This is a genomic window from Paenibacillus algicola, from assembly GCF_005577435.1.
Lineage (GTDB): Bacteria > Bacillota > Bacilli > Paenibacillales > Paenibacillaceae > Paenibacillus_AQ > Paenibacillus_AQ algicola.
In genome coordinates this window covers 859,430-871,876 of the sequence record NZ_CP040396.1, presented here as the reverse complement: position 1 = coordinate 871,876, position 12,447 = coordinate 859,430, and the positions used below count along the sequence as shown (strand labels likewise).

The window sequence follows — 12,447 nt, the reverse complement described above, 5'->3', positions numbered from 1 at the left end:
GTAAATCCCCCATTCCGTTAATGATTTGGCTTAGTTCTTATAAACTAAGCTGGACATCAATCTTGCAAAAATAGTATCCTTAAGCTTCTGAACTACTTCGCCATAAGCCGGTTCTCCCACCAAATTACGCTGCTCATTGGGATCCTCTGTCAAATGAAACAGCAGATAAGGAGTACCTTGTGCGTTAAGCACTAACTTCCACTCCCGGTTTTGCAGCATCACTTCGCCGTGAATCTCGGATATCGCCTCTTCCCTGTGCACTGTCCTGGGGTCTTCGAGAACAGGACTCAACGATTTCGCAAAATGACGATGCGCAAGCTGCGTTCCGGCTAATTCGCACATGCTCGGACCAATATCGAACAGCTCCACCATTCCGTCGTATACTGCTCCAGCATGCTCACTGCTCTTTAGCTCCGGGGTCCAAATGATAAGCGGCACCTTTACCGCTGCGTTTAAGAAGTTCTCTTTGTAAAGCAAGCCGTAATCCCCGTTCATTTCCCCATGGTCCGCGGTAAACACTATCACCGTCTTATCCAATTCGTTTTTCTCTTTCAAGACTTGAAGTATCTGACCGATCTGCTCATCAATCAGGGTCACATTACCGGCATAATTGGCCCTCATGGCGGCAATGTCCTGCTCCTCTAGAACAGGTGAATGCCGATTCTCGTTCATCAGCTCATCCAAATGCCCTATGGGACGAGTTGAGTCAACTGAAGGTCTAGGGATAGGCTTTGGCATTTGCTCCGGTTCGTACATGCTGGCGTAAGGCTCAGGAGCGTCCCACGGCTCATGCGGACCGCCGAAGCTGACCATACAAAACCAAGGCTTGTCGTCCTTATAGCTGCTGATGAATGCTTGGGCCTTGGTTCCGACATATACATCCGCATACAGAGACAAAGGAAGAACCGACGGTCTCGCTACATACGGTTTGGTGGTGAACCGGTCATTATATTCCTGAATATATGCATCCAGCACGCCAGCTTTGCTCCACTCGTCCGTCATATGGCTGCCAACCCACATGCTGGCTCTTGGTCCGCCAATTTCGTCCACATGATCAAATCCATAGGTATGCATAAGATGTTCACGTTCCCTCAGATCGCCTATGTGACGGTGCAAATGAGTTTTGCCAATCAGACCGGTACGGTAACCCGCATCCCGAATCGTTTGCATCCATGTGCTGCTGTCCGCCGGCAAATCATACTCTATATTTTTCCAAACCCCTGTATTATGAGGGTACAAGCCTGTAGCTAAAGAAACCCGGGCCGGAATGCAAACCGGAGAATTGGTGATACAATTGGTAAACAGCATTCCCTCTGCGGCAAGAGCATCGATATGAGGCGTTTTTACCCAGCCTCCTGTTTTGCCGAGCGCATCCAATCGAAGCTGATCTGTCATGATAAATAAGATATTATATCCGTTCATATTGTCCCCTGAGTCAATCTAGTCAATGTGATCCTGCAATGGTCATGTTCAAGAGACAGACTTTCCGCTGGCTGAGTGACAAGCGTGAGCTTATGATTCTTCTGCCGATCCAGAGGCGCAAGCTCTCCCGTTCCCCTATCGCACCACCATGTTCCATACAGCAGAGGAGTATCTAAGCCGATGGATTGCAGCACCGTTCCGTCAGGCTGGAAATGATACCGCAGGGTGCCATCCGTCCAATCACCGCATACTTGAAAAGCGAACGGCCCGTTGAACCTAGCAGGCTCTTCCTGATGATTGCCATGCGTCAGATCAATGACCTTCTCATGCACTCCCTTTTTGAATTCGGCAAGCAGCTCAAGGATCGTATCTCCATTCTCCACCACGACAGCTCGAATGGTACAGCTGTTATTGATTTCGAAGGCTCCCCTGTAAAGCGTGTTCGCCTCTGAACCGTCTATGGAATAATAGATGGCAAGCTCCCTGGAGCTTAACCCCCCTCTTAGGGCAATGCGCTCTAAAGCAATAGTCACTGTGGTTGAATCAGTAAATATAGTCGATCCTGCGATTACGGCAGCCGTAACTTCAATCGGCTTGTCCTCGAAGGTTGACTGCACAAGCCCCATGCCGAGACCGTAGAACGCCTTGCGAAGCGGAGACCGCGGCGGAGTCAGGTCCAATGGGTCCCCATTCTCCGTGCCAAGAAGCTCTGCAGGTCCGGCAACCTGAAGAGCGACAACACTATCCCCGCTCGGCACGAATCGCCCTTGTGCATCAATGATTGAGAAGCTGACTTGCGCGACATCGCGTCCATCCGGGCGCAGGCTGTCCGTATCCGTCTCCAGCCGTATGCCCGCAGGCTCACCGGCAGTACGCACTTTCTTTACAGCCTGCGGCTGTCCTGCTACATACCCGATAGCTTCCAGTGTGCCAGGCTCATAGCTCACGTCCCACGACAAGTACATCGCATCTCCCATTCTCTTTCTGCCCAGCGAGCGACCGTTCAGCAGCAGCTCTGCTTCATCACAATTCGTGTATATCCATACCGGTATACGGCTATCTTCCAAGCCTGGATGTGTCCAATGAGGAAGCAGATGAATCATGGGACTACTCGTAAATCGGCTCTGGTAGAAATAATAATGGTCCTTCGGGAAGTTGGCCAAATCGATGATTCCGAAATTCGCGCTTCGTGCAGGCCAGCCGAACGATTCTCCAAGATAATCGAAGCCAGTCCAGCGGAATTCTCCGATCAGGTATGAATATTTCTGAACAAAGCCCCACGAATGTCTGGCAGAGGTCCGGACCCCGCTATTGTCATACGAGGAATTGTACTGGAGCGCACCGTCAAAAAAGAGCTCCTTCTCCGTCAAATTGGGGATTTCGATGCGGTGACGGTTCTTGTCACGCCACCAGGTCTGCGTCCGGTAGAAGCCTCTGGTCTGGAAGGTGTGCGGCGCTTCCGTAGCAACCATTATTCGATTCGGATGTTTCTCGTGATCTAGCTCATAACCAAAGCAAGAACCACGGCCATCATTGTAACCGGCCACATCAAGAAGCGAGCGGTTCTCATCCGGACCCGGCCCAATTGAATCAATGCCGCAGGTAACCGGCCGGGTTGGATCAAGCTGATGCACAAATTCAACAAGCTTGCGAGTTGTTTCGGGCTTCATGTCTAGAACCTCGTTGCCGATACTCCAGAACAATACACAAGGATGGTTTCGGTCGCGTCGCAACATATCTCCGAGATCCTGCTGCCACCATTCTTCGAAGTACAACCCATAATCGCAATCTGCTTTCGTCTTCTCCCAGCCGTCGAACGCTTCGTCCACCACGATAAAACCAAGCCGATCGCAAAATGTATAAAACTCGGGTGACATGGGATGATGGGCTGTGCGGATTGCGTTGCACCCCATCTCCTTAAGCATTCGGAGCCGCTTCATCAGCAGCTTCTCGGGCACTGCTGCCCCAACAGGCCCGGCATCATGATGAAGGCATACCCCCTTCAGCTTCATCGGCTGACCATTCAAGGCGAAGCCACGCGTAGTATCAATAGAGAAGCTCCGTATGCCAAAGCTCGTCACATGATCGTCGATACAGCAGCCGTTCGCGAATATCTCTGTTTTCATTGTATACACTTCCGGAGTATCCACAGACCAGAGCTTCGGAGAGCTGATATTCATCTCCACTTCCTCAGTCGCGCCTTTATTAGCCTCCAGCTTCAAGAGCTTCGACGCTTTCCCGACAAGCGTGCCTGAAGGAGAAAAGATTTGAGCAACAAGCGTCACCTCGCGCTCACCAGCGGAATGGTTGGTCAGCTCGATCTGACCGTGAACAAGAGCATACTCATTGTGTATGGCCGGAGTCGTAATATACGTCCCCCAATGCGCGACACGCACTACTTCTGTCTCCACAAGCCAAACATGGCGATAGATGCCGCATCCAGTATACCAGCGGCCGCTAGGGCTTCCGGTATTGTCCACTCGTATGGCAATAGTATTGCTTCCTTCCCGAAGCAGGTCTGCGAAAGCAACCTCGAAGCCCATGTAGCCGTAAGGCCGTTCGTTTACTTTGCAGCCGTTAATCCAGATCGTGCTGTTCATATAAATGCCGTCAAATTCGAGAAACAGCCCCTTTTCCCCTATGGTCCCGCTCCACTCCAGCTGCTTGCGGTACCAGCCTATGCCGCTGGGCAGAAAGCCGCCACACTTACCAGTCGGGTTCTGCTCGGCATACTCACCCTCTATACTCCAATCATGGGGAAGCTGTACAGTCCGCCAGTGGCTGTCGTCATAATCGTCCCGGTAAGCGTCTATCTCATCCGATAAAATAAACTTCCAATTCCAATCGAAGCATTCTCGTTTGCGACAGTCTAATTGACTCATTTATACCCTCATCTCCTTTTCCCCGTATTATAAAGGAGCGTCCGAATTGAGTCTGTTATGTTTCAATATGCATTTTGGTATATTCCTGCGCTATCGATGAATCAACTACCTAACGGAATCTCGCATTTTTGCGAAATTGATTTGGAGTGATGCCTTCCATCCGCTTAAACATCTTGCCTAGATGGCTTTGATCGCAATATCCGGTCCTGCCTGCTATTTCAGCAAGCGACAAGTCGGTCTGGATCATCAGCTCCTTGACCCGCGAAATTCGGTATTTCGTTATATACTCTAGCACAGAGAAGCCTGTTATCCTCTTGAATAAGCGGGAGAAGTGAAATGGACTAAACTTGACATACTGAGAAACCATCTCAACCGTTAACGATTCCTGTATATGCTCTTCTATAAATCGAATCGCCCTCTGCACCTCGCTCCTGTATTCGTTACTGATGGTCAATTTAAGCTTGGATGTGTTGGCTATAGTAAGCTCGGTCATGATCCGAATCAAATGTGCGCCTGCTAGCAGATCGAACTCGCTTGATAGCCGGTCATACCGCTCAAGCAATTGAAGCATTAGCTCTCCAGCGATATCATGGTGCGGGAAGGTTATAACGGGCTGCGACTGGCCGAACAAATGGTAATAGAGAGTGGCTTGACTGCCTCCAAAATGTATCCACACCGCTTCCCATGGCTCTACCGGATCGGCGCAATATTTATGACCAATACTCAGGTTGATGAAGAAAAAATCGCCCTGCTGGAGTGAATAAACGGTATCGTTCCATAATAAATATCCCTTGCCCTTCAGAACGTACTGAATTTGAAAGTCGTAAAACTCCCCTGTTTTCCTCTCGTTAGCCATGTCAGCTCCATACACCCTCCACCCCATAGCGTTCACATAACACGGAAGCTGCTTAGCCAGCTCGCTTGGAGAATGATGTATCAGCTTCTTGATCACAGGAGTATTATCGCTCTGCATACAAGCACTTCCTTTATGGAGCTTTATTTGCGCAATTCAACTTGATGCTTTCTTCTATATTCTCTCGGATTAAATTTCTGATAGGTAGTAAATAGCTTACTGAAATGTTTTTTATCTGTGTATCCAACCCGTTCAGCAATTTCATAGACCTTATAATGAGAAGAAACTAACAATTCACATGCCTAATCCATTCTTTTTTGAATCACATACTTGAGCATTTTGCATAATTCTATTCTGACGTAAAGTCAGCAGGATTCACTCGGATCAAAGCGGATCCGGTGGCTTTATTCTAAAAATGTAAAGACCTGCATAATTTTTCCGTTTACATTTTTTAAGTTGCTGTTTTGTTCTTCTTACCTGCTACAGAAAGCGCAGAGACGAGCAGCACAATCGCGTTGAGATACTGGTAAGTCGTCACTTTTTGAATCCCCCAGACATGCAAACTGTCTGCGGTAAGGTGGGTTTTCATTCTGGAGTTGTATCGTTCCACGCGGGTACGTTTGTTGTAAAGTTCCTTTCAACGCTTGGTATCTCGGTGTGGACTGCTGTACCGTTTCAGGTCGTCTTTTACATCGATCTTCACGACCATACCGTAATTGGAAGAGGAATAAGCGGTCATCCCGAGCGGACAATCGACTTTACCGGTGGCGTGAGGGCAGCGAAGTTTTTTCGCCTTCTTTTGGTCGTAGCCCGCATCAAGCATAAAGAATTGCACGTCGTTTTCGGCCGTTACGGTCTTGATTAAATCTGGAGCCATTTCCCCGTCATGGACATGGACCGGCGCTTGTTTCGTCACTTGAAAACTTCTCCATTTTGGGTTGAAGTCCCTTTTTTGTCTGGAAATCCTAAGTGGAGAAAAGGCGTGCGGGACATACCATGCGCTTCGTCCAGACAGATATGTCAAGATCTCTCCACCAACCCTCTCCTAAGTAGTCAGCATGTGGACGGGATTCAATGATGAATCCCGCGCTTCCCCCTTCGTCCATGGTGGCAATCTCCTGACGAATTACAGAGTCTGTCTCCCGAGGGTCACCATGCAACCACAACAACGGATATATACTTCGTGGTGGAGACAAACGACGTGAACTGCTCCTTTAATTCTTTATAAAATTCCACCCTATCCCAATTCCTTTCGGCATGTCTCAAATCGCTCTAATCCTATCAAACCTCTCCTACCATAAAACACGGGTGCCTTCGCCCAAGCTATTGCCAGATGCATCAACAGCTCTGTTTTCAGCTGCTCTCGAATTCCAGTATATCCATCATTATAGTATAAATTATTCCACTCGTTTGGATCTTCTCCCAGATCATAAAGTTCTCCGAGTATGTCCTGATGATGCGCCCCATCATTGCCCACTGCTCCTTCCAGGTACAAAATCAGCTTCCATTCCTTTGTTCTCCACATATAGGCCGGAGCGGCATGGACCGGTACGCCTTTCCCGTGAAATTCGCAAAAAGCGCCTTTTCGTACCACATCACCTAACAGATCAAGTCCCGGCAGCATCGGATTCCGTTGCAAGCCCGCAATGTTGGACAACGTAGGCACGAGATCGATCAACTCAACCGGACGGTCATTAGTGGTCCCTCGTTTGTACTGGGGAATTGTAGAACCGGATAAAATGAGTGGCACGCGCACACTGCTGTCATATAGGCAATATTTCGAAAAACGATATCGCCGTTCACTGAACATCTCACCGTGATCCGAACAGAAGACGATCAGCGCATTATCCAGCACGCCCCGCTCCCGCAATCGGTCTAGCACTTGACCAAAATAATGATCCAGCCATGAGCAATTCGCCCAATACCGCAACGTAGAGCGACGGCGTTCCAATGGGCTCATCGCTTCCCAGACTATTCGCTTCTGGCGATAATCCTCAAGGCTTTCCCGATTAAGAGCATCCGTTGCCGCTAGATGCGTATCCTCTTCCATCTCCCAAGGAGGCTGTTGAATGTCGGGTATGTCTTCTATCCGATACAAATTTTCAAATTCTTTAGGAACATTATATCCAGCATGAGGCTTCAAGAATGATAAATATAGGAACAACGGCCGTTCCGATTCAATCCGGTCCTCATCAATAAACTGCAAACATTGCTCCGCTACCCAACCGTCCCGATGATGGTTCATTGGAATTTTGCTAGTAGAGCCGATATAACCATTCTCATTCTCTTCGCCTGCGCCAAAATTCTTGGTTTCATCCATGTAGGTCTCCAGCCGCTCAGGATGTGTATCCCCCATCATGATCGCACCTTGCTCGTAGTGGCCGTCCGCACGAGATAACCCAATAGCCCGATGTTCGAAACCTCTGGCCGAAGGCTCGGAGACTCCCTCAGCATTATGATTCCAATGGGTTTTGCCAAACCCTGCAGTTTGATAGCCGGCTTTCCTCATGAGCTCCGGTAGCGGGTCAGCAGGCAGCAGTTCTTCATTCGTAATGCCATCACAATTTGCGCGAACCCCAAGCTGAGAGGGATACATACCATACATCATGGAATAACGGCTTGGGACGCACATCGGCGCCTGGCATACGGCTTGACTATAAACAATCCCCGCGTCTGCCAACCGGTCAATATTTGGCGTCTGAATATGCTTATTATATCTTCCAATACAGTCCCATCTCTGTTGGTCAGTCATCAAAAAAATAATGTTCGGCCTCAAGTCAATCATCTCCCTTATATCTAAAGCTATAGTTTCCTGATCCTAAGTGTAATGCAACATGGTCCTCACAACAGTCCCAGCTCAACAAGCCCCCCATAATTGGCAGTATCGAGCCTCCTTCTTCTAATTGCTCAACTCTATTTATTCCCTTAAAGATTACCTGTGCAGTTGTATTGGGCGGTATAGCAATATTAATCTCCATACCGTTCTCCTGCTTGCTCCACTCCGAGCGAATGGTACCATACAGGCTTTCATAGCTAGCTTTCACCCAATTCAGCTCTGATCCAAAGGTTGGATTTATGATGATATGTTTGTAGCCCGGCTGACTTGTTGCTGTGTCGATTCCAGCCACTGTCCGATATAGCCAGTCTCCAACGGCTCCATAAGCATAGTGATTAAACGAATTCATATCATCACTCCAGAAGGAACCATCCTCTTTGATTCCGTCCCAATGCTCCCAAATCGTAGTAGCTCCTTTAGTAATGGCATACAGCCACGAAGGAAATTCCTTTTGGAACACTAATTGGTAAGCTAGATGATCATAGCCGAACCTTGACAATACATGACATAAATAAGGCGTCCCGACAAAGCCTGTAGTTAGATGAACATTATTTTCAATAATTAACTGAGCCAATGCGTCAGCAACTCTTTGACGATCCTTCACTTTAACAACATCAAACATGAGAGCCAACACATGTGCAGTTTGGGTGTTTGAAATTAACCTGCCATTGGGCGAAATGAACACGTTGTTAAATTCATCCATAATATGTTGGTGCAACTGTTCATACTTTGCCGCATCCTCAGAACGATTCAAGACCATAGCTGTTTCTTTCAGCAAATGCGTTGAATACGCGTAAAAAATTGTCGCTATGAGATCTTTGGGAGTCGCTCCCTCATAACTGTTTTCTTTTGCGTCTAAGCCAAGCCAATCCCCAAAGTGGAACCCTGTATTCCAAAGGTATTCATTTTCCCCTTGATAGCGTATATACTCCACCCATGCCTTCATACTATCGTATTGTTGCTCTAATATTCTTCTATCTCCATAGCATAGATAAAGTGTCCATGGACATATAACCGCCGCATCCCCCCAGGCTGAAGAGGAGTGATCCTCAGCACGCAGCACATGAGGAATTACATGAGGCACGCCACCGTTTGGCAACTGATCTGCCTTCAGATCTCGCAGCCACTTTGTGAAGAATAACGCTGTATTCATGTTGTAGGAAGCGGTTCTCATAAATACATGAGCGTCTCCTGTCCAGCCCAGCCTTTCATCTCTTTGCGGGCAATCGGTTGGAACGTCAAGAAAGTTACCCTTCTGACCCCAAACTATGTTTTGTTGCAATTTATTAATCATTTGATCCGAGCACTCGAACATCCCTGTAATCTCATTATCTGTGTGTATCACTTTGGCGGTGAATGTACTGAGATCGAGATCCCCAGGCCATCCCTCAACCTTCACATATCGAAAGCCTTGGAAAGAAAACCGGGGTTCAAACTCCTCTTCTTCACCCCCCTTTAACACATAATTAATCGTTTGTTTTGCGCTTCTTAAATTACCCATATAAAAATTTCCATTTTGATCAAGGACTTCCGCGTGCTGTAATGTAATTCTCCTGCCACGCTCGCCGCTCACTCTGAAATGCATCCAGCCTACCATGTTTTGACCTATGTCCAATACCGTCTCGCCTAAAGGCGTTTGTATTAATGAGACGGGCTTAATCTCTTGTATTATCCGTGTAGGCATGTTCTCTTGAGCAATCAGTGTCTCATAAGAATGATCGACCACCCTTATTCCCGACCAGTCTGCATCGTTAAAATCAGCTAGATTCCAGCCGTTTTTCTCTAATCGCGCATCGTAGGTTTCACCATGATATATTTCAGACATGATTATCGGTCCAGTTGCCGACCTCCAGTGTTCATCCGATAAAATCATCTCTTCAGTGTCATCTGCATAGGTAATATGCAACTGGCACATTAGCGCAGATTCGTTGCCATATATATTTCGCTGATCTCGATAGGCCAGATTCCCTTTGTACCAGCCCCCTCCTATAAGGGCACCTATGGCATTCATATCTGCATGCAGAAGTTCAGTTACATCATACGTCTGATATTGTAGTCGCTTGTTATATGAGGTCCACCCTGGTGTAAAGTGCCAATCCCCTACTCTCCTCCCGTTAAGGTAAAGCTCATACAAGCCTAGAGCAGTGGCATACAACCGCGCTCTTTTCACATTCCCCTTTAGCGAGAATTTACTTCGTAGCATAAGACATGCATCTTGATTGGCATCATTACGTGCAACATCACCCGTAATCCAACGGGCAGACCAGTTCTCTTCACTCAGCAATCCCGTTTCCCAACAATTCACTTCGCTCCATTCAGAAACCAACGAACGATCAATCCACACTCTTACACGATAATAATATCTAGTTCGAGAATGCAATTCAGGACCTGCATATTCAACATGAACGGATTGATCAGTTTCCATCTTCCCCGTATCCCACACGATGTCCGAGAAGTGTAAACTGTTGTCCGAAACTTGAACTTGGTAGGCCGCCTGCATGATATTCCGATCGTCGGACCAAACCTTCCAACTGAATCGAGGTTTTTTCACATCTAATCCCACAGGGTTTCTTTGGTACTCGCACCTGACATCTTCTACTCTATATCTCAAATCGGCTTCTCTCCAAACTCGTTATATACATGTACCAGACCATGTATACTCATTAATTTTTTATTCCTGCCATTGAAGGACTTTCCACAAAGAAGCGTTGAGCAAATGAATCGCAATTCAAACAGACTCGCCTGGTGGCCAATGGCCATAGCACAATGATGCGTCGGCTTCCAGTCGAAGGAGGACATAATTTAATTTTTTCAGAATTATTGTGTTTTGACAATGGGGGGCATTAGACTTTTATTCATCTGTATCGCTTGAAAATACAATTCACTTTCTTCCCATCTTTCTTTCAAGCCCACTCTACCGACTATTTCTTTCCACGGTAGCATATAATCATGAATGGTAACTTCCTGTTTAAGCTTAGCCTCCAATTCATCTCGAATCTCTATCAGTGCCGGTTCGTTCACAACGTTGTTTAACTGGTAAGGGTCCGCGATGTTATCGAACAGCAACCAGCCTGCAGGATCATAAACATGTTTTGCAAAGGTGTATCGATCAGTTCGTATCCCTCTCCATTCAAGCGTTCCGCGGTTTGTCGCTTGGTGACATGCCGTAAGCTCAAATATATAACAATAATCCCGTCCTTTTGCATTAGGGTCTATAAACAATCCATGTAAGTCTTGACCTACAACAGTACTGTCCTTAAATTCTAAACCCATCATTCCCAGTATACTAACAGGAAGATCAACTAATCCTATCAATTCTTCACGTTTCATTGGAATAGTTTTCCCTTGCCAGTAAACAAGCAGCGGTACTTTGATCGATTCTTCATATGGTAGTTGTTTATTTGTCATCCCTTGGCTGCCCAACATATCGCCGTGATCACTCGTATACACAATAATGGTATTGCTAAGTTGGCCAGTATGCTCCAGTTTACGAATCAGACGACCAAACTGCTCGTCAAGTGCGGAAATATGAGCATAATACCCCTTAATATTTTCCTTTATTTGTTTTTTACTCAAGTACAATTTATCTTTAATTTGGACGGATTGATCGGTTACATTCGGTCGCATTCTAATTTCAGTTTGTTCATATTTATCCAAAAATGATTTTGGAACTGCGTGATATGGATCATGTGGGGGTCCCCAAGACAGAACCAACCCCCACGACTTGTCATGATGTCGCTCAATAAAATCAAGAGCGAGGTTTGTCTGTTCGATCGCATCGTATCCTTGAATCGGATGGCGCTTATTTTCCTCGTCATCGTAATAAGCATTCAAATAATTATGCGTACAGTTTGCAACCTTCCATTCTTGAAATCCAAACCGTCGTGTGCCTGCTGGAATGAACTGATCTCGTGGAATGCCTGCTAAATGCCACTTCCCAATATATCCTGTCGTATATCCATGGTTCAACAAGACATTCCCCATCGTTTCCACATTGTCATACATCGGCAAGTCATTTCCAGCAGCACCGTGCTGAAGTGGATACATTCCTGTCAGCATTATACCTCTTGAAGGTACACAAACAGGACAATTAGCAATACAGTTTTCCACTTGTGTTGCCTTTTTTGAGAACGCATCTAAATTAGGTGTTATCACTTGATCGTTTCCGTAACAGCCTATATCACACCATCGGTGTTGATCAGAAAATACAAACAACAAATTGGGACGACTGTCATGTTTTGTCAATGTTCATTCCTCCATCGTTCATTTATTAAGGTAGGGTTGGTGTGGTCGGATGACCACTTGCTATGATAAACTGTCATGGACATTCTAGAACTTCCTCATCTGTTGAACATTAAAGAATGGGGTGCCCTTTAGTCACATTGGACTTCGAGACACCCCCCTGTATTAATATATCTCCACTATGATTCTCGCTATATATTCCATGGCTTTAA

7 protein-coding genes and 1 pseudogene are annotated in these 12,447 nt (G+C 46.7%); all 8 read right to left on the bottom strand.

Translation table 11 applies throughout. From position 1 onward, the window contains the following. Positions 1–30: 30 nt before the first annotated feature. The 8 genes and pseudogenes from E6C60_RS03890 to E6C60_RS03860 all read right to left on the bottom strand — a co-directional run bounded on the left by E6C60_RS03890 (position 31) and on the right by E6C60_RS03860 (position 12,238). A complete protein-coding gene (locus tag E6C60_RS03890; RefSeq protein WP_138224628.1) occupies positions 31–1,422 on the bottom strand; it encodes a sulfatase family protein in 1,392 nt (463 codons plus the stop codon). Next, positions 1,419–4,304 carry a glycoside hydrolase family 2 TIM barrel-domain containing protein gene (locus E6C60_RS03885; RefSeq protein WP_138224627.1) on the bottom strand — a complete coding sequence of 962 codons (2,886 nt, stop codon included), beginning with the start codon at positions 4,302–4,304 and terminating at the stop codon, positions 1,419–1,421. The genes E6C60_RS03890 and E6C60_RS03885 overlap by 4 nt, the downstream gene beginning before the upstream one ends. A gap of 109 nt (positions 4,305–4,413) precedes the next feature. Beyond that, a complete protein-coding gene (locus E6C60_RS03880; RefSeq protein ID WP_138224626.1) occupies positions 4,414–5,277 on the bottom strand; it encodes an AraC family transcriptional regulator in 864 nt (287 codons plus the stop codon). A 23-nt stretch (positions 5,278–5,300) separates the two neighbouring features. Further along, positions 5,301–5,450 carry a hypothetical protein gene (locus tag E6C60_RS21570; protein WP_397332403.1) on the bottom strand — a complete coding sequence of 50 codons (150 nt, stop codon included), beginning with the start codon at positions 5,448–5,450 and terminating at the stop codon, positions 5,301–5,303. 158 nt (positions 5,451–5,608) lie between these two features. After that, positions 5,609–6,058, bottom strand: a pseudogene (locus E6C60_RS21645) (transposase); the annotation flags it as partial. A 336-nt stretch (positions 6,059–6,394) separates the two neighbouring features. Further along, positions 6,395–7,942: a sulfatase family protein gene (locus E6C60_RS03870; protein ID WP_138224625.1), complete on the bottom strand. Its 1,548-nt coding sequence runs from the start codon at positions 7,940–7,942 to the stop codon at positions 6,395–6,397. Next, positions 7,935–10,604 (bottom strand): glycoside hydrolase family 78 protein, encoded by a 2,670-nt coding sequence (locus E6C60_RS03865; protein ID WP_456093910.1) that lies wholly within the window; start codon positions 10,602–10,604, stop codon positions 7,935–7,937. Before E6C60_RS03865 ends, E6C60_RS03870 begins: the two co-directional genes overlap by 8 nt. Positions 10,605–10,810: 206 nt before the next feature. Next, positions 10,811–12,238: a sulfatase family protein gene (locus tag E6C60_RS03860; protein ID WP_138224623.1), complete on the bottom strand. Its 1,428-nt coding sequence runs from the start codon at positions 12,236–12,238 to the stop codon at positions 10,811–10,813. Positions 12,239–12,447 lie beyond the last annotated feature (209 nt).

Excerpts from the sequence above, each read along its gene's own strand:
- E6C60_RS03890 (WP_138224628.1), bottom strand. The coding sequence starts at position 1,422 with ATGAACGGATATAATATCTTATTTATCATGACAGATCAGCTTCGATTG.
- E6C60_RS03885 (WP_138224627.1), bottom strand. The coding sequence starts at position 4,304 with ATGAGTCAATTAGACTGTCGCAAACGAGAATGCTTCGATTGGAATTGG.
- E6C60_RS03880 (WP_138224626.1), bottom strand. The coding sequence starts at position 5,277 with ATGCAGAGCGATAATACTCCTGTGATCAAGAAGCTGATACATCATTCT.
- E6C60_RS03870 (WP_138224625.1), bottom strand. The coding sequence starts at position 7,942 with ATGATTGACTTGAGGCCGAACATTATTTTTTTGATGACTGACCAACAG.